The organism is Nocardia sp. NPDC127526, from assembly GCF_042672265.1.
In the GTDB taxonomy this organism is placed as follows: Bacteria; Actinomycetota; Actinomycetes; order Mycobacteriales; family Mycobacteriaceae; genus Nocardia.
Genome location: NZ_JBHXVO010000002.1, coordinates 272,810 through 289,758 on the forward strand (window position 1 = coordinate 272,810; position 16,949 = coordinate 289,758).

General features: G+C 66.7%; 19 protein-coding genes and 3 tRNA genes. 14 read left to right on the plus strand and 8 right to left on the minus strand.

Annotated elements, in window-relative coordinates; genetic code table 11:
* Nucleotides 1–64 precede the first annotated feature (64 nt).
* From ACFVIV_RS04380 to ACFVIV_RS04410, 7 genes are all read left to right on the plus strand, one after another.
* Nucleotides 65–141: transfer RNA gene (locus ACFVIV_RS04380), tRNA-Arg, on the plus strand.
* 1 nt (nucleotide 142) lies between these two features.
* Nucleotides 143–221, plus strand: a tRNA-Glu gene (locus tag ACFVIV_RS04385).
* Between the two features lies 1 nt (nucleotide 222).
* Nucleotides 223–298: transfer RNA gene (locus ACFVIV_RS04390), tRNA-Glu, on the plus strand.
* Nucleotides 299–579: 281 nt separating this feature from the next.
* Complete coding sequence (locus ACFVIV_RS04395) at nucleotides 580–1,050, plus strand: hypothetical protein (RefSeq protein WP_379193358.1); 471 nt, start codon at nucleotides 580–582, stop codon at nucleotides 1,048–1,050.
* A complete protein-coding gene (locus ACFVIV_RS04400) occupies nucleotides 1,047–1,430 on the plus strand; it encodes a nuclear transport factor 2 family protein (RefSeq protein ID WP_379193359.1) in 384 nt (127 codons plus the stop codon). The genes ACFVIV_RS04395 and ACFVIV_RS04400 overlap by 4 nt, the downstream gene beginning before the upstream one ends.
* Nucleotides 1,412–3,202, plus strand: coding sequence for a hypothetical protein (locus ACFVIV_RS04405; protein ID WP_379193360.1), 1,791 nt, complete (start codon nucleotides 1,412–1,414; stop codon nucleotides 3,200–3,202). The genes ACFVIV_RS04400 and ACFVIV_RS04405 overlap by 19 nt, the downstream gene beginning before the upstream one ends.
* 29 nt (nucleotides 3,203–3,231) lie before the next feature.
* Nucleotides 3,232–3,522: a hypothetical protein gene (locus ACFVIV_RS04410; protein WP_379193361.1), complete on the plus strand. Its 291-nt coding sequence runs from the start codon at nucleotides 3,232–3,234 to the stop codon at nucleotides 3,520–3,522.
* 12 nt (nucleotides 3,523–3,534) lie between these two features.
* Here the strand turns inward: ACFVIV_RS04410 and ACFVIV_RS04415 are convergent, their stop codons facing one another.
* On the minus strand, nucleotides 3,535–3,936 hold the full coding sequence (locus ACFVIV_RS04415) for a nitroreductase family deazaflavin-dependent oxidoreductase (RefSeq protein WP_379193362.1): 402 nt from the start codon (nucleotides 3,934–3,936) through the stop codon (nucleotides 3,535–3,537).
* Between the two features lie 87 nt (nucleotides 3,937–4,023).
* Here ACFVIV_RS04415 and ACFVIV_RS04420 point away from each other — a divergent pair, with 87 nt between their 5' ends.
* Nucleotides 4,024–4,602: a TetR family transcriptional regulator gene (locus ACFVIV_RS04420; protein ID WP_379193363.1), complete on the plus strand. Its 579-nt coding sequence runs from the start codon at nucleotides 4,024–4,026 to the stop codon at nucleotides 4,600–4,602.
* On the opposite strand, the gene ACFVIV_RS04425 is transcribed toward ACFVIV_RS04420, so the two are convergent.
* On the minus strand, nucleotides 4,580–5,470 hold the full coding sequence (locus ACFVIV_RS04425; protein WP_379193364.1) for a class I SAM-dependent methyltransferase: 891 nt from the start codon (nucleotides 5,468–5,470) through the stop codon (nucleotides 4,580–4,582). The genes ACFVIV_RS04420 and ACFVIV_RS04425 overlap by 23 nt on opposite strands.
* Before the next feature lie 262 nt (nucleotides 5,471–5,732).
* Between ACFVIV_RS04425 and ACFVIV_RS04430 the strand changes: the two genes are divergently transcribed.
* A complete protein-coding gene (locus ACFVIV_RS04430; protein WP_379193365.1) occupies nucleotides 5,733–6,707 on the plus strand; it encodes a hypothetical protein in 975 nt (324 codons plus the stop codon).
* 77 nt (nucleotides 6,708–6,784) lie between these two features.
* Nucleotides 6,785–7,555, plus strand: a complete 771-nt coding sequence (locus ACFVIV_RS04435; RefSeq protein ID WP_379193685.1) for an amidohydrolase family protein — start codon at nucleotides 6,785–6,787, stop codon at nucleotides 7,553–7,555.
* A 7-nt stretch (nucleotides 7,556–7,562) separates the two neighbouring features.
* Here the strand turns inward: ACFVIV_RS04435 and ACFVIV_RS04440 are convergent, their stop codons facing one another.
* Nucleotides 7,563–8,501 carry a polyprenyl synthetase family protein gene (locus ACFVIV_RS04440; protein WP_379193366.1) on the minus strand — a complete coding sequence of 313 codons (939 nt, stop codon included), beginning with the start codon at nucleotides 8,499–8,501 and terminating at the stop codon, nucleotides 7,563–7,565.
* Nucleotides 8,502–8,877: 376 nt separating this feature from the next.
* Nucleotides 8,878–9,858 (minus strand): terpene synthase family protein, encoded by a 981-nt coding sequence (locus tag ACFVIV_RS04445; protein WP_379193367.1) that lies wholly within the window; start codon nucleotides 9,856–9,858, stop codon nucleotides 8,878–8,880.
* A 277-nt stretch (nucleotides 9,859–10,135) separates the two neighbouring features.
* Between ACFVIV_RS04445 and ACFVIV_RS04450 the strand changes: the two genes are divergently transcribed.
* Nucleotides 10,136–10,573, plus strand: a complete 438-nt coding sequence (locus ACFVIV_RS04450; RefSeq protein WP_379193368.1) for a nuclear transport factor 2 family protein — start codon at nucleotides 10,136–10,138, stop codon at nucleotides 10,571–10,573.
* A 4-nt stretch (nucleotides 10,574–10,577) separates the two neighbouring features.
* Here ACFVIV_RS04450 and ACFVIV_RS04455 read toward each other — a convergent pair whose 3' ends face one another.
* The 4 genes from ACFVIV_RS04455 to ACFVIV_RS04470 all read right to left on the minus strand — a co-directional run bounded on the left by ACFVIV_RS04455 (nucleotide 10,578) and on the right by ACFVIV_RS04470 (nucleotide 13,387).
* Entirely contained in the window at nucleotides 10,578–11,138 is a 561-nt protein-coding gene (locus ACFVIV_RS04455) for a dihydrofolate reductase family protein (RefSeq protein ID WP_379193369.1), read from the minus strand.
* A 73-nt stretch (nucleotides 11,139–11,211) separates the two neighbouring features.
* Nucleotides 11,212–11,853: a hypothetical protein gene (locus ACFVIV_RS04460; protein WP_379193370.1), complete on the minus strand. Its 642-nt coding sequence runs from the start codon at nucleotides 11,851–11,853 to the stop codon at nucleotides 11,212–11,214.
* A 9-nt stretch (nucleotides 11,854–11,862) separates the two neighbouring features.
* Nucleotides 11,863–12,429: a hypothetical protein gene (locus tag ACFVIV_RS04465; protein ID WP_379193371.1), complete on the minus strand. Its 567-nt coding sequence runs from the start codon at nucleotides 12,427–12,429 to the stop codon at nucleotides 11,863–11,865.
* A 76-nt stretch (nucleotides 12,430–12,505) separates the two neighbouring features.
* On the minus strand, nucleotides 12,506–13,387 hold the full coding sequence (locus tag ACFVIV_RS04470) for a TIGR03621 family F420-dependent LLM class oxidoreductase (RefSeq protein ID WP_379193372.1): 882 nt from the start codon (nucleotides 13,385–13,387) through the stop codon (nucleotides 12,506–12,508).
* A gap of 207 nt (nucleotides 13,388–13,594) precedes the next feature.
* On the opposite strand from ACFVIV_RS04470, the gene ACFVIV_RS04475 reads away from it, so the two are divergent.
* The 3 genes from ACFVIV_RS04475 (at nucleotide 13,595) to ACFVIV_RS04485 (ending at nucleotide 16,899) form a co-directional block, all read left to right on the plus strand.
* Nucleotides 13,595–14,812 carry a transcriptional regulator gene (locus tag ACFVIV_RS04475; RefSeq protein ID WP_379193373.1) on the plus strand — a complete coding sequence of 406 codons (1,218 nt, stop codon included), beginning with the start codon at nucleotides 13,595–13,597 and terminating at the stop codon, nucleotides 14,810–14,812.
* Between the two features lie 120 nt (nucleotides 14,813–14,932).
* Entirely contained in the window at nucleotides 14,933–16,450 is a 1,518-nt protein-coding gene (adh, locus tag ACFVIV_RS04480; protein ID WP_379193374.1) for an aldehyde dehydrogenase, read from the plus strand.
* Nucleotides 16,451–16,491: 41 nt separating this feature from the next.
* Nucleotides 16,492–16,899, plus strand: a complete 408-nt coding sequence (locus tag ACFVIV_RS04485) for a DUF779 domain-containing protein (RefSeq protein ID WP_379193375.1) — start codon at nucleotides 16,492–16,494, stop codon at nucleotides 16,897–16,899.
* Nucleotides 16,900–16,949: the final 50 nt, after the last annotated feature.

Below are 16,949 nucleotides of genomic sequence, written 5' to 3' on the forward strand. Positions count from 1 at the left end.
CGTCGAAGGGTCGCTCCACTGGCTGAACCGCCAACGGAGCGGCCCTTTCTCATTTCATAACAATGCCCTCGTAGCTCAACCGGATAGAGCTCGTGAATTCGAGTCACGCAGATAGGGGTTCGAATCCTCTCGAGGGCTCCACGGCGCAGTTGCTCTGCTGGCACGGGCGGTCTGGTTTTCACCCAGAATCCACGTCGGTTCGATTCCGATCTGCGTCACCAAGGCCTCGTGCTCCGCTGGTCGGGCACCCTGACTCTCACTCAGGACTACGCGGGTTCGATTCCCGTCGAGGTCACCACGGACTCTCACCTCATGACCGCTCTCACGGGCCGCACTGCGGGTTCGGCCCACAGCAACCGTCGCACCGACGACCGCAGCCCCCTCCCCGCGAGGACAGCACCGAATCATTCGGGCACGCCCGAATCATCATGAACGGCAGTCGAAACTCGATAGCGTCGATCAAACCGGCCGCACGGCGATCGGGCCCGACTCCTCGGGGTGGAAATGGATTTCACGTACATCCCGCCGGGTGGCACCGCCGCAGTCGCGTGATCTCGGTCCGCTGAAAGGAAGTCGGATATGCAATGCCGGAGATTCGGTCTCGCCGTCGGCTTCGTGCTCGTCGCGATGTCGATCATCGGTTGCAGTGGTGCGGAATCTGCAACCGATGAACAGAAGATCGAGCAGACGCTGCGGGCCGTGACGGAAGCCGAGGACATATCGGCAAGAAGGCCGTTCATGTGTGCCGCGATTCGCGAGATATTCGACGCCGCTTCGCCGATGCCTACGCTTCCGGCGGACGTTTCGCTGCCACCGGAATTCCAGGTGGAGCAGGACACACTGAAGGCTGAGCTCGATGCCTTGTATTCGGCGCTGCCCGCTGTGCCCGAGAACATCGAGCTGACCAAGATCGCCAAGATCGAGATCCAGGGCGACACCGCCACCGCGGAGGTGACGACCGTCAGTGCCGGAATGGAATCGACGGGCGAAGTGTTGCTGCGCCGGGAGGGGGACGAATGGAAGCTCTGCTCCGACGATTTGGCACCTTGACCTACAACCGGAAGCGCCTCGGGCTGATCGCCGGATCTTCGGTGCTCATGCTCGCCGGGACGATGGCCGTACTGTTCGGCAGCAGCTCTGGACCTCAGGATGAGAAGGAAATCGACACCGTGCTGCGCGAGGTGCTCGCCGCGCCGGACCCGTTCGTCGTCATCGATCACTACAGCACGGAACTACGCGAGCGGTACGAAAACAATCCACTGGATGCCGTTCGGCAGGCGGACCGCGGCATCGTCACACATATTGAGAACATCGTGATAACAGGGGATCTCGCCAATGCCGAGGTAACCATCGAGTGGAATGACGGGTATGAGGCGACCGACATCTTCTTCCTGCGGAGGGAGGACGGGAGATGGCGGTACCTGCATTGAAGCGACCGCCGGAGGCCCTGCCGCGGCGACTCGGTATCCCACTGGTCGTCGTTCTGTGGACGACGCTCGTCACAGGCATTGGTTCCGCTTCGCCATTACCCGACGACTGCGTCAGCTTGCTGCGTGCGGCACAGGCACACAATCGAGAGGCTGCCGTCCACAACGCGAATCCGCCGAACCCGCGCAATTACGCTGCGGTCCAGGCATACAACGCCGCCGCGGCCGCCGGAAACGCACGCGGTATCCAGATCATGTCGAAGGCTCTGAGCTGCACAATCGACGCCCCGGCCACGGCGGGCGCGACGAGGCCGACAGCGGCACCGTCCACCGGCTCCGCACCGAGCAGCGCGAAAACCGCTGCGGCGGCCTACTCTCCGCCGGGGACCACCGCGGCCGAAGCCGAGAACGAACCGATCGACACGAAGATCAACTCGCCCGAGTATCGCGCCAAATACCTGCTCCCGGACGAGGTCAATGGTGTCATCCGCCCCAGGAACAACTTCGCGATCGACGAGAACGGCATGGTCGTACCGCCGATCCGAATTGATCCGAGCGATCCTTCCCGCTTCATCACGGTCGTCGAGGAGGGCCAGCCACCCGGGTATGTGCCTGGCAGCGACAAGCGTGCCGGCATCGAACCCATCGAACAGATCGAGCTCGGAACCCTTCAAGACGCCGCGGTTCTGGCATTGCACGCGATTACGAATCGGCAGTGGGCGGCATTGATCGCACAGCGCGATGCGGAGATCACGACGACCGGACGGGTATCGCCGGAAACCGCGGCGCAGATGAAAGAGGTCTACGATGCGCGAAGTCAGGCGCTCGCCGAGCTCGGCACCCTCGCACGCCAGCACATGCTGCGCAATCAATATCCCCGCACAGCCTTCTACGTCGAGCAGATCGATGACCCTGTCACGAAGAGGCGTGGCGGCTTCGACAGTGTCTACGAAATAGTCGACAAGGCAAGCGGTGGGTGCACGATCCTGATCATCGCCGAAAAGGGACCCGGTGACGAACTGAACGTACGCCCGGGGGCGCAGGGCCTGCACTACCAAGAAGGGACGCGCGGGTATCTCGACGCGACGATCGAGGCGATGACGACATCGGAATCCGCTGTCGATCGCGCTCTCGCGAACCGCCTGACCGACCCCGGCACCTGCAAGATCGAGTACGTACTGGTCAGAGCACTGGTCACTCGGATAAAGGTCAATGGAGTCGTCACAAACGAGTTGCTCGTCGGTTTCGACAGCCGGCAGTTCCGCGTCGATGAACCGAGCTCGCCGACACATGTGGACGCACCATCCGGTGTCCCCGGGGATTTCACCGCCGAGGACCTCCGCGCGATCGACGATTACATCTCGACGAACCATTGGTGGATCAATAGATACAACCATGACAACCACAGCGTGCCCCGGGCGGAAGCCAGGCTGGATCTGGAGCAGCGCTCGCGAGCCATCTCCACTGCTTTGGCAAAACTACCGCCGTACACGGGTGTCGTACTTCGGGGAATCAATCTGTCGGACAAGCTCCTGGAGAAATACAAACCCGGAGCTGTGATTCTCGAGCCTGCTTTCACAAGCTCCTCGATCGACAGACCCCGCCAGGGAAACACCCAGTTCACCATCGAATCGAGAAACGGAAAGTACCTTGTCCCGCTTGGGATTCCGACATTGGAGAATGAGGTTCTCTTCGATCGGGGCACGCGGTTCGAAGTTCTCACTCACGAGATTGTCAACGGCGTCCATCACATCAGACTCCGAGAACGGGCCTGACATCGACGCCCTATTCGAAAGGCAGCACGATGAGCAGCACTTTGATGCGATCGAGGACAATGTACCTGTTCGCCCTGATAATGCTCGCACTCGCCGGGTGCACCCAGGAGCAACTCGAGGACCGGAGCGGACCATCGGATGCCATCCACGACGTCGACTACGTCGAGGTCTATCGCAACACCGACAGCTTTCCGAATATCGCGCGGGTCTGCGTGAGTGGCATAGCATTCGCCGCAACCTCGACTGGTCGCGGCGAATCCGCCGGGGCGGGTCCGATCGTCCGGGTAACCGAGTGGGACAGCTTCTGCGCCACCAAGTAGTACGGGCACGCCTCAGTGCGCGGGCTGCAGTTCGCGCACCACGTCGACGCTGAGGAAATGCGGGGCGTTGAGGACGTTACGCAGCATGAAGCGGATGAATATCGGCATGGCGGCGGCGGTTTCGTCGCGGTAGAGGTGGGGGTTGCGGACTTCGTAGCGGTGGCGGCGGGTCTGGAGTTCGCAGCCGCCGGCGGCCAGAACGTTGCGGACCCAATCGGATTCGGGACCGTAGGTGAGCGCGATGACGTAGCCGCCGGCGCGGCGGAAGGCCCACAGCGGGGTGCGGAAGGTCTTGCCGGATTTGCGGCCGCGGTGGATGACGACGGCCCAGCCGGGGGCCCAGGGGGCGATGAACTTGGTGAGGCGGTTGAGGCCGTTGCGGTTGGCGCGGGCGAGCCATCGGGGAGCGGGCATTGCAAGAACTCCTCAGTTGTGGAATTTCTCTTCCCAGGCTAGCGCCGGGGCCAACGAGAAGTCAACGCTTGTAGAATTCCTGGCACTATGCCACCGATTGGACGACGGCCGGGCAAGACCGATACGCGTGACGTGCTGCTGGAGACGGCGCGGCGCAGGTTTGCCGAAGGCGGATACGAGAAGACGACCGTGCGGGAGATCGCCGCGGCCGCCGGGGTCGATCCCGGATTGATCAGGCACTACTTCGGCAGCAAGGCGGAGTTGTTCCGGGCGACCATGGGGTGGCCGTTCGAACCGGCCGATATCGCCGCGCGGATCACCGCGGGTGACCGCGGCGAGATCGGCGAGCGGCTCACGCGAGTGTTCTTCGAAGCCTGGGACAGGCCGGAATCACGCGCTCCGCTGCTGGCGATCCTGCGCGGGGCGGCGACCCACGAGGAGTCGGCGGCGCTGGTGCGGCAGTTCATTCAGGGACAGGTGTATGCGCAGATCGCGGCCGTGCTCCCGGGTCCGGATGCGGAATTGCGGATCGATCTGGCCATGGCGCAACTGCTGGGTGTCGCATATCTGCGCTACATCCTGCGGGTCGAGCCGGTGGCCTCGGAATCGCTGGCGGAGTTGACGGCTCGCCTCGCGCCGGTGATCAGCGGCCATCTGGACGGGTGAGCTGCATGTGCCACAGGAGCATCCCCGGGACGCCGGCGTTCGCTGCACGAGCGGCCTCCGGGACCAGGGCGGTCAACGACCACGGCCAGATCTCCCAGGGGCCGGGTTCGGCGGCGGGCTGGGGTGCGGCCGGAGGTATGGTCGGCTCTTCGCAGGATCGGATCCGGAATCCGGCGGCCAGTGCGGCGCGCACGTAGTCGCCGGTGCGGTGGTGGTGGGAACTCACCCGTCCGGCCGTGCCGTCCGTGCGGCGGACCGTCGGAACATGGGTGCGAGCAACCTGTTCGGGATGCACATCGGCGATGACGAGGTGACCGCCGGGCCGCAGGACGCGGGCGAACTCGGCGAAAACCGGCCGCAGATCGGGCACATGGCTCAGCGCCAGGGAGCAGGTCACGATGTCCACCGCGTCGTCGCCGACCGGTAGCTCCTCGAGGCCGCCTACTCGGAAGTCGCCTTCCGGCAATCGCTTCCGCGCGAGCTCGAGCATCTCCGGCGACCGATCCACCCCGAGCACCGCATACCCGCACTCGGCCAGCGTGGCGCTGACCCGCCCCGTGCCGCAGGCCGCGTCCAATGCGACGCCGGTCGGCAACTCGGCTGCCACCGCCCGAATCAGGGGCGCGTCGTAGTCGAATGCCGGATTGCCGGGACTGTCGTAGGCCGCAGCCCAGATGCCGTAGCCCTCGACGACATCCACATGCTCGACCTGCTCCCCGGCCTCGTCGAGGGACCCGTCGTCCAGGATCTTCCGGATCTCGGCGATGCGCGCCTCGGTGAACGCCCGATCGTGCTCCCCCGCGAACGCCCGCAGCAGCGCAACCCCTTCCAGCCCCAGGACATACGCCAGCGCATGTTCATATGCCATGGCCGCCAAGCTAGTGGCCCGCCGCGCCTCGAGGCGAATGATTTTCCTGGTGCCTGCCCACCCGCGAACTGTCGCGGTAGCACGCTGTCAGCGGCGCGGTGGGCGCGAATCGGTGATCCGGTGGGCGGTCTTCTGACAGAGTGAGCGGATGCGGCGGTGGTGGCTCGTTGTGGTGTCGGCGGTTGTGCTGGCAGCCGGATGCACTGGGGCGGAATCTGTTTCGGAGTGGCGAGAGTTGGAGTCGCCCGGAGATGGTGCGCGGGTGGTGGAATTCGTGCGGGTCGGGGACGAGGTGCTGGCGCTGGGATCGGTGCCGGGGGCGGAGGGGCGGGCGCCGGCGGCCTGGGTGACCGGCGACGGGAGCGAGTGGCGGGCCGTGGGAGTGGAACCCAAGAGTGGGTATGGGTTTGTGGCGGAGTTGATTTCGGCGGGGGTGGGCGAACGGATCGTGGTGCTGGGGCAGGCATTCGGTGGGGCGCACAGTAATCCGCGGATGACCGTGTGGAGTGGGGGCGTGGGTGGGCTGGTGGAGCATCCGCAGGTGGTCGAGATGTTCGGGGGTCCGCGAGCGATCGCGGTATCGGGGGCGGCGGCGTTGGGAGGTGTGGATCTGCTGGTCGGCGGGTGGGGCGGGCCGCAGGGCTACGGGGCGGCCGTGTGGACTTCCCGGGATGGGGCCACGTGGGCACGGCGGGCCGATGATCCGGCCCTGGCGTCCGCGGTCGGGGAGCAGACCGGGGCGGCCGATGTGACCACGGGACCGGAAGGGTTTGTGGTGGTGGGGCATACGCTGCGGGACGGGGCTCCTCGGCCCTTGGAGTGGGTGTCGGGCGATGGGTTCGGGTGGGAGCGGCGGGAACTCGGCGGGGTGGGGGTGCTGGCCACGCGGGTGGGCTGTGGTTCGGCGGGCTGCACGGTCTTCGGGCAGACGACGGGGACGCCGGCGCAGATCATGTGCTGGCCGGGTGTCGGTGCGGTGGCGGTGGGCGGGCCCACGGCGAGCACGGTGGACGTGTTGCAGGTGCTCGCGCGAGATGCTCGGGCGGTGACCGCGTTCAAGCTCGACGGGGTCGTGCACCTGGCGTCGACCGCGTCGAATTGCACGGATTGGCAGGAGATTTCGATGCCGATCGCCGCGTTTCGGGCCAGGATGGTGGAGCTGCCCGGCGGCGGGCTGCTGCTGGCGACCACCGAAGACGAGGCCAGCCGGCTATGGCTGCGGGCACCTCGGCGATGACCTTCGAACGAGGAGGAACCTTGTCCATTATCGATGTCTGGGCCCAACATCCGACGCTGCGCCTGGTGCAGCACGACATGTTCGATTCGCTGCGCCGGTGGGGTGCGCCGCTGCCCACCGAGCAGCCGCCGGTGGCGGCGACGCTCGCGCTCATGGATGCCGCCGGGGTGGATACCGCGTTGATCTGCGCGTGGTACGGCCCGGAGGGCGTGCTGATCTCCAATGACGAAGTCGCAAGCTTCGTGGCGGATTCCGATGGACGACTGGTGGGTGTGGCCTCCGTCGATCTGCGCAGGCCGGTCGCCGCCGTGCGTGAATTGCGCCGTGCCGTCACCGAATTGGGAATGCGGGCGCTGCGCATCGTGCCGTGGCTGTGGGGACTGCCGCCCAATGATCGGCGCTACTATCCGCTCTACGCCGAATGCGTGGAGCTCGGCATCCCGTTCTGCACGCAGGTCGGGCACACCGGCCCGCTGCGCACTTCCGAGACCGGGCGTCCCATCCCCTATCTCGATGATGTCGCTCTCGACTTCCCGGAGCTCACCATTGTCGGCGGCCATATCGGTTATCCGTGGACGACCGAAATGATCGCGCTCGCCACCAAGTACCCGAATGTCCACATCGACACCTCCGCGTACACGGTGCGCCGCTATCCGCCGGAACTCATCGCCTATATGAAGGCGCACGGGCGTCGAAAAGTATTGTTCGGCACCAATTTTCCCATGATCACGCCGGACCGGGCGCTGACCGGCATCGAGGAACTCGGCCTCGACGACGAGGCCCGGGAGCTGTTCCTGTCCGGCAATGCCCGCCGGGTGTTCGGACTCGAGCCCGAACACCCGGCGTGAGGGCAGCTCACCGATCCCGGTGCGCGACCAGTTGCGCCAGCGCGGTCAGGTCCCCGACCGCCAATTCCGGCGGCAGCGCGTTGAGCGCCGCCCGCAATGCCGCTTCGGCGCGCCGCAGCGTGCGATGGCGGCCACCGGCCTCCTCGATGAGATCGGCGGCCCGCGCCGCCCGCGACGGCGTCATCGGATTGCGGGCCTGGTAGAGCCGCGCGAGCTCCCGGCCGGGCCCGGTATCGGAGGCGAGCGCGCACACGACCGGGAACGACTGCTTGCGGTGAATCAGATCGCTGTGCGCGGGCTTACCGGTGACGGCCGGATCGCCCCAGATATCGATCGCGTCGTCGATGAGCTGGAACACCAGCCCCAACTCGGCCCCGAAGGTGTGCATGGCCGACACCACCCGATGATCGGCCCCCGCACACAGCGCCCCCAGCGCGCAGGCGCACGCCAGCAGGGCCCCGGTCTTCCCGGCCGCCATGGTCAGATACTCGTCGATGCTCACCGTGGAACGCGTCTCGAACGCGCAGTCGGCGTACTGCCCCCGGCACAGCGTGACGGTCGCGCGGGCCAGCCGGATCACCGCCTCGGAGGTCACCTCCTCGGGCACCCCGTCCGATAGCACGCCGAGTGCCAACGCCTGCAAGGCGTCTCCCAGCAACGTCGCATTGGTTTCGCCCCAGATTCGCCAGACCGTCGGCCGCCCGTGCCGCATCGGGTCGGTGTCCATGACGTCGTCGTGCACGAGGGAGAAGTTGTGCAGCAGTTCCACGGCCGCCGCCGCGTGCACGGCCTGCTCGGTGGCGCCCCCGCAGGCGGTGGCGGCCGCGAAGGTGAGGGCCGGGCGGAGCGCCTTGCCCTGGACACCGGAGACCTCGTTTCCGTCGGTGTCACACCAGCCGAAGTGGTAGCCCGCCATGCGATCCAGCGGCTCCGCCAGCAGCGCCACCGCCGACCGCAGGACGGGCTCGATCGCCTGTCTGGCCTCGGTTAACTGTTTGCGTGCCAGCCGCTCTATTCGGCAATCGAAGGAATGTTGCCCGGATTCTGCTGCGCGTGGGCAGATTTCGCTGTGCCCGGCCAGATTGGCCACCGCCGGCCGCGACAGGCCCCACCGCCGCCGACCCTCATGACGTTGTCCCGCTGTGGAATTGGTGTGTTTCGACGCTCGCATAATCGGCCCCGTTCACTTTCGGACACGGCCTCCCGACCACCCGGTGACAGACGGGCGGCCATGCGTAGCAGGTAGCTCATGGTCCCATCGACATGCGAAAGGATCGGGTGGCCTGCGGATTTCAGTTCGGCAACAGCCTGGTGACCGCTGTTCAAGTGAGCGGCAATCCGTGTTCGAGAGCCTCGATCGGGGCGCTCGTGTAGCGCGCGGCCTGATAGTGATAGTCGAGGTTCGCGCGTACATAGACGGTGTAATTACTGGCAGTAGCTAGAGTGTCGTCCTTATCGCGTCCGGTGATCCCGGCGTCGTCGAGTTCCGCCGGTAGGCGTTCGAGGGCGTCGGTCATGCGCTGGATGCATTCGGTCAGCATCCCGTTCACGAGGTCGTAGGCCTGTGCCCGGTCGTAGCCGTAATGGTATTCGGCCAGCAGCACCGAGTTGTAGAGATATCCGGAGGCCTCGTCGGAGGCCACCGACAGCACGTCGTTGAACAGGCCCATGTGCTCCACCGCGGCCTCGCGCAGCCCGCGCATGGACGGCAGGTGCCGCGCGCCCGCCGACAGGTCCACGCCCTCGGCGATCTCGCTGATGTCGAGAAAGACGAACAGCGCCACGCCATCTCGGCGATGGGCGCGATAGGTCTGCAGATCGGGCAGGCTGCCCGATAGTCGCCCGACGGCCTCGGTGTAGTAGGTCCACAGCCAGGCGCGGATCTCGGCCTCGACGCTGACCCGCCACTGTGCCGAGCGGCCCTCCGACAGCCGCCGCCACAGGTCGGTGAATGCGATTCCGAGAACGCCGGATGTTTGCCCCGCACCGTCGAATACCGCGCTCAAGGCGGTGATCGTGTCCAAACATCGGCGCGGATCCGGGATTTCGATGTCGAACTGGTCGTCCACTATGAAAGCCCATGCGGTGTACTGCGAGAGCAGTGCGAGATCGTCCACTCCGACTCGCGGGCACCACAGGGCGTACATGCGCGCGGGGCGGGTGCGTTCCATGCGCCGGCGCGTGAGCTCCGACGGCACCAGCTCGAAGGTCTCGAGCCAGGCCCACATTGCCGCCTCTGCCTCGATCTCCGCGGGGTTGAGGCCCGCCGAATCGAAGGGCATGAAGAATTCGGTTGGTTCCATCGAAACTACCTATCCCCCAACTACTCTACCCACCCATTTGGAATCATTGCGACATTTCGGACAGCTTCTCTCAAAGGTAGCCCGAACCGGGCGGGAAGGGGAACCAGCTGTTCACTAGAGAACGCGAATCCGGCCCTCCGGCGGCAAGATCATCCAATCACGACCGGTCTGAACGAGATCGTTTGCATCCCCATACTTTTCGGAAACCACAAGATCAGAGCCCCGGCCGCCGTACGCTGGCCCACCGACCCACGTATCGGCACAACCCGGAGGCACCATGCTGTCCCTGCAGGAGATTTCGGACCGCCTGGAGATCGAGGACCTGATGGTCCGCTATTCACATGCGGTGGACACCCACCAGTGGGACCTGCTGGACGAGATCTTCACCCCCGACGCGCACATCGACTACACGGCCATGGGCGGCCCGGCCGGTGACCTGGCGTCCACCAAGACCTTCCTGGCCACCGTCATGCCGAACTTCTCCGCCTTCCAACATCTGATCAGCAATTCGTCCATTCGCGTCGACGGCGACCACGCCACGGCGCGCACCATGTGCCACAACCCCATGCTGGTCGCCGGGGCCGACGGGCACAGCCGGCTCATGCTGTGCGGGCTCTGGTATCACGACACCTTCGTGCGCCTCGGCGGCGGCTGGCGCATCCACCAGCGCGTCGAGGAGAAGAGCTACATGTTCGTCGCGCCCACCGCCAACTGAGTTCTCAGCGCCGGTACCGCTGCAGCACCACTCCCGATTTCGGAAACTCGCGCGTTTCCAGCAGGCGCAGCTCGCTGCGCGGTCCCGGCGCGAAGAACCGCTGCCCGAGCCCGAGCAGGACCGGGAACACCGCCAGCCACAACTCGTCCACCAGCCCGAGCCGCAGGAACTCCTGCGCCGTGGTGGCGCCGCCGAACAGCACCAGCGGCTTGCCGGGCCGGGCCTTCAGCTCGGCGACCTCCTCGGCCAGATCGGCGCCGATCCGCACCGCCGGCTGCCACGGCAGCTCGTGGCGCCGATGCGAGACAACATATTTCGGCAGCCCGTTGACGCGGGGCGCGAGCTCGTCCCCGGGCGCGGCGGGCTCGCGCTCGGCCTGCGGCCAGTACTGCGCCAGCTCCTCGTAGCAGACCCGGCCGAAGATCTGGCCGTCCACACTGTCGAGCAGCGCGGCGAGATACTCGTGGAAGTCGGGATCATCGATCTCGATCCAATCCATCACCCCGCCCGGTCCCTGGGTGAACCCGTCCACCGACACCATCATGTGCAAGAGCAACGCGCGCATGCGATCACCTCTTCGCTCGGATTTGCGCCTCGCTGTGGTGACCGCGCGAGCGCGCGAAACTCATCGGCGCCGATTATCCGTTCGCCGGGCCCGAGGCGGTGGCGAGCAGCTGATCGAACAGATCGCGGTAGCCGCGCAGGGCTTGGCGCAGGTCCTCGGTGTCGGCGCGTTCGCCTTGGTGCCAGCGGCGCTCGATGGCCTGGCGGCGCTGGGCGCAGGTGTCGGCCAGCTGCCGGATGGCGTCGCCGACGAGTTCGTCGGCGTGGGCGACACAGTTCTGCGGGTCGTCGACGAACTGGGTCTGCACCTCGCGCCACTGCTCGCGCAGCTGGCGGAGATCCTTCTCGGCGAAGAGCCGGTTGCGCTCGGGCGCGGCGGATTCGGGCCGGCCCGTGTCGTGCGAGTCCGTCTCCGGCGTGGTGCGCTGTTCCGGAGTCGGGGGGACGATCCGCCGGCCGCCTTCGCCGGAGCCCGGCTCCGCGTCCCGGGACTGCCGCTGCCGGGGGTCTTGGGACGACCACGACTCCGCCTCGCGAGACTGCCGCTGCTGGGCGTCCTGGGGCGACCACGACTCCGCGCCGGGGACCGCCGGATTGGGGCTCGTGGGTGCGGTGCGGTCGGTGACGATCGGCGTGGACGGATCGGTCGCCTGGGTGTCGGCGGGCGAATCGGCCTGGGTGTGCTTGTTCTTGGCGCGTTCGGATTCGATGCTCATGGCGGTGCCTCACTGGTTGTGGCGTGTGGTGGATTCGGCGCGATGGCCGTTCATCAGGTCCTCGAACAGGGCGCGGTAGTGCACGATGGCGGTGCGCATGTCCTCGGTGGTCACCTGGCCCTGCCCGGCGCGCCCGGTGATGTCGTGGGCGATCCGGTACTGCTCGAGCGGCTGGGCGTGCTCGACCGAGAGGGTTTCCAGCTGCCGGTTGTAGTCCTCGGCCGGATAGCCGCGATCGGTCATGACCGCGGTGACCAGATGGTCGGCATTGGTGAGCGCGGCGACCGGGTCGTCGATGAACTGTTCCTGCACCTGCGCCCACTGCATGGTGTAGCGGCGCTTCTCGTCCTCCGATAGATCACGCAATTGCAGCTGCTCGTGGCGCTTTTCGCGTTCGGTGAGCTCGCGTTCGGCCACCCGCCGGTTCTGGGCGTGCTGGACGGTCCGGTCGTATTCCGGGCCGAAGCGGTCGCGCAGCCGGCGACTGCGCAGGCGCGGTATCAGCGCGACCGCGAGCAGTGCGGCCAGCGCGATCACCGCCGCCACGATGATGATGGTGAGTACTGCACCCGACATCTGATGCCTCCTGGTCGAGTCCGTCGTTTTGGACGGAATGCCTCGGCAGGACGACACCAAACGCCGGCGCGCCGGGTCAGGTTCCGCGCAGCAGTGGGATGAGCGGGGCGAATTTGTCGATGTTGAACTCGTTGACCGTCAGGTAGTTGAAGCCGAAGCGGTCGCGGCGCTCGCGCAGGGTCCGGGCTTGTTCCTCCGGGGTGCCGACCAGCAGCACCGGGATGTCCTCGAGGTCGTCGGTGTTGCCGGGCGGCAGGTGCGGGGCGAGCTGTTCGAGGAACGCGGCGCGGTCGGCGTGTCCGGTGAGACCCTGGATGAGCAGGTTGAATTCGACCGTCTCCGCGCGCGATCCGAGCAGGCCGCGCACGAAGTCCACCTTCTTGGCGGTGGTCGCCGAATCGGCGACGGTGATGTGGCCGCTGTCGGCGGTGCCGCCGCCGACGAAGGCGATGATCTCGGCGTGCTCGGCGGCCACGCGCAGGGCGCGTTCACCCCAGGCGGCCATGAGCACCGGCGGGCCGCCCGGCTGCACCGGACGGGGCTGATAGTCCGGGTCGGCGAACAGGCGGCGCAGGGTGCGCACCGTCTCCGCGACGTGCTCGACGCGGCGGCCCGCGGACGGGAACCGTATTCCGGCCGACTCGAATTCGGATTGCACGTAGCCCGTGCCGAGCCCCAGCTCGAAGCGCCCGCCCGAGAGCTGGTCGAGCCCGGCCACATCGCGGGCCAGCAGGGTCGGGTTGTAGAACGGGGTATTGAGTACGAAGGTGTTGAGCCGCACCCGTTCGGTCACCTCGGCGGCCAGCATGAGCGCGGGGAACGGGGCGACCAGTCCCAGATGGTCGGGCACGCCGATGACATCGAAGCCCAGTTTCTCGGCGCGGCGGCACTTCTCGACCCACGCCGCGCGCGAAGTGGGGGCCAGCAGATTCACACCGAAGCGGAATGGGAGGACCATAGTTCTTGTCTACCAGTCGAATCCGCCGGCGTCTCGGCACCGCGCACGGGCCGTCGCGGCGGCGGGGTGAAATGGGCGGTCAGCGAATACTGCGAAGCGGCATCGAATGAATTAACGCGGCGAGTGCGGCGAATGGGCTCCGCGCGCTCGCGCCGCGCGCCATCATGAGATATCGCACTTCGTCGACCGCTGCGAGGAGTTTGCACGATGGCCCGGTTGCCCGTTCTCTCGCAGCAACGTGCGGAGTTGGAAAAGGTGTGGGCGCGCTGGGCCACCGCCGCCGGCCGGCCGCCGGGGCGGGAGATCGCGCTGCGGCACGAGGTCGCCGAATCCTGGGAGCGCTCGCTGCGCACGGTGGATCCGGCGCGCGCGGTCGCACCGGCCACCGATCGGGACGAATTGGGTTCGCGCTGGGCGGAATCGCCGCTGCGGACGCCGGTGACCGAACTGGCCGGTGAGCTACGGGCGATCACCGAGGACGCCGGCATGATCGCCGTGGTCACCGATGAGGCGGGCACCGTGCTGTTCTGCTGCGGCGATCGGGGCGTGCGGCGGCGGGCCGAGCAGGTGAACCTCGCACCCGGCGGCTGCTGGGACGAACCGTATATGGGCACCAGCGGCGTGGCGCTGTCGCTGCACACCGGGCAGCCGTGTTCGGTGTGGGCCGCAGAGCATTTGGTGGAGGCGCTGCACGGGTGGGTCTGCTATTGCGCGCCGATCCGCGCGGCCGACGGGCGGCAGCTGGGCGTGCTGGATCTGTCGACGTATTGGGATCGCTCGCATCCGATGATCCTGACCACGGTGCGGGCGCTGGTCACCGCCATCGAGGCGCGACTACACGCCGAGCAGGCGCAGCCCGCGTCGCGCACCCGGCTGGAGTGCCTGGGTGTGCCGCGGCTCTATAAGGAGGGCAAGCAGGTGCCGATGCGGCCGCGGCAGCTGGAGATCCTCACGCTGCTGGCCCTCGAACCCGAGGGCTTCACCCCGGAACGCCTGCACGAGGCCGTCTATGGCGAACGCTCGGTGTCGTCGAGCACCTTGAAGGCCGATGTCTCCCGACTACGCCGGGCCACCGACGGCCAGGTCGCCGGTCGCCGCTACATGCTCACCGAGCCGATGGCCTGCGATGCGCTCGAACTGCTCGCCGCCCTCGAGGCCGGTGATATGACCACCGCCGTGCGCCTGTATCGCGGTCCGCTGCTGCCGGATTCGGATGTGCCGGGCATCGTGCAGTGGCGCGAACACCTCGACGTCTGCCTGCGCACCGCCGTGCTGGCCGATCGCAATCCCGAACACGCGCTCCGGTTCGGGCAACGCTGCCCGGACGATATCGAAATCCATGAGCACGCCATGCGTTTGCTACCCCACGGGGACAGCCGGCGCGCCCTGGCGACCGCTCGTCTGCACACCGCGATGCGCGCGTAGATCAGCCAACCCACGGCTGTGACCAGCCGACGTTTCACCAACCTCGCGCCAACCCTACGCCAACCTTCGCGGTTCATAGTGACCCCCGTCACCCACAGGTCTGCGATCAGGAGCCGCGCCATGATCTACGCCAAACCAGGCAGCGACGGCAGCATTGTCAGTTTCGCCCGCCGCTATGACAACTTCATCGGCGGGGAGTGGAAAGCCCCGATAGAGGGCCGGTACTTCGACAATCCCTCACCCGTCGACGGTGAAACCTTCTGCGAGGTAGCGCGTTCGGGCGCCGCCGACATCGATATGGCCCTCGAGGCCGCGCACCGCGCCGCCGACGCCTGGGGTGCCACCTCGGTGACCGAGCGTGCCAATATTCTCAACCGCATCGCCGACCGCATGGAAGCGAATCTGGAGAAGCTCGCGGTCGCCGAGACGTGGGAGAACGGCAAACCGGTGCGCGAGACGCTTGCCGCGGACTTGCCGCTGGCCATCGATCACTTCCGTTATTTCGCGGGATGTATTCGCGCGCAAGAGGGTTCGCTGGCCGAGATCGACGCCGACACGGTGGCGTACCACTTCCACGAACCGCTCGGGGTGGTCGGGCAGATCATTCCGTGGAACTTCCCGATTCTCATGGCGGCCTGGAAGCTGGCGCCCGCACTGGCGGCCGGCAACTGCGTCGTCATCAAGCCCGCCGAACAGACCCCGGTCTCGCTGCTGCTGGTCGTGGAGTTGATCGCCGATCTGCTGCCGCCGGGAGTTCTCAACGTGGTCAACGGTTTCGGCGTCGAAGCCGGTAAACCGCTGGCATCCAGCCCGCGGGTGGCCAAGGTCGCCTTCACCGGGGAGACCACCACCGGGCGGCTGATCATGCAGTACGCCAGCGAGAACATCATTCCGGTCACCCTGGAGCTGGGCGGCAAGAGCCCCAATATCTTCCTGCCGGATGTGACCGCCGCCGACGACGACTTCCTGGACAAGGCGGTCGAGGGCTTCGTCATGTTCGCGCTGAACCAAGGTGAGGTGTGTACCTGTCCCTCGCGCGCGCTGATCCACTCGTCCATCTACGACGAGTTCATCGCCCGCTGCATCGAGCGCACCAAGGCCATCAAGGGCGGCAATCCCCTGGATGATTCGACCATGATCGGCGCGCAGGCCAGCAACGATCAGTACGAGAAGATCCTGTCCTACATCGACATCGGCCGCAAAGAGGGCGCCAAGGTGCTCACCGGCGGCGAGATGCGCAAGGTCGAGGGCCTGCCCAATGGGTACTACATCGAGCCGACCATCTTCGAGGGCCGCAATGACATGCGGATCTTCCAGGAGGAGATCTTCGGCCCGGTGGTAGCGGTGACCCGCTTCGACAACGAGGCCGAGGCGGTCACCATCGCCAATGACACCCTGTACGGTCTGGGCGCGGGCGTCTGGACCCGCGATGGTGGCGCGGCTTACCGCCTGGGCCGCGCCATCAAAGCCGGCCGGGTGTGGACCAACTGCTTCCACGCCTACCCCGCGCACGCGGCCTTCGGCGGCTACAAGAAGTCCGGCATCGGCCGCGAAACCCACAAGATGATGCTCGACCACTACCAGCAGACCAAGAACCTGCTCGTCAGCTACTCCCCCAAGAAGCTCGGATTCTTCTGACATCGAATCGTGTTGCCGCACTACACACGTGGAGGAGTCGTATGAAAACGGGTTCCGTCTCCCGGGTGGGCATCACCGAGGCCGCCGCCGATGTCCTGCAAGGACTGATCACCCACCACGGCCCGGTCATGTTCCACCAATCCGGCGGCTGCTGCGACGGCAGCTCGCCCATGTGCTATCCCCTGGGCGAGTTCCGGGTGGGCGCGGCCGACGTCCTGCTCGGCCGCGTCTTCCCCGACACCTCGTTCTGGATGAGCGCCGACCAATACGAATACTGGCGCCACACCCACCTCACCGTGGACGTGGTCCCCGGCCGCGGCGGCGGCTTCTCCCTCGAAGCCCCCGAGGGAGTCCGATTCATCATCCGGTCCTGGTTGTTCACCGATGCCGAAGCGGCGGCGTTGGAAGCGGCTCCCGCCCCACCGCGCGGCGCGGACCTGACCGGATGAGAGATGGCGCGGCCGGTTTCTCCGGGCCGGCCGCGCTGTCGTTATGCTGT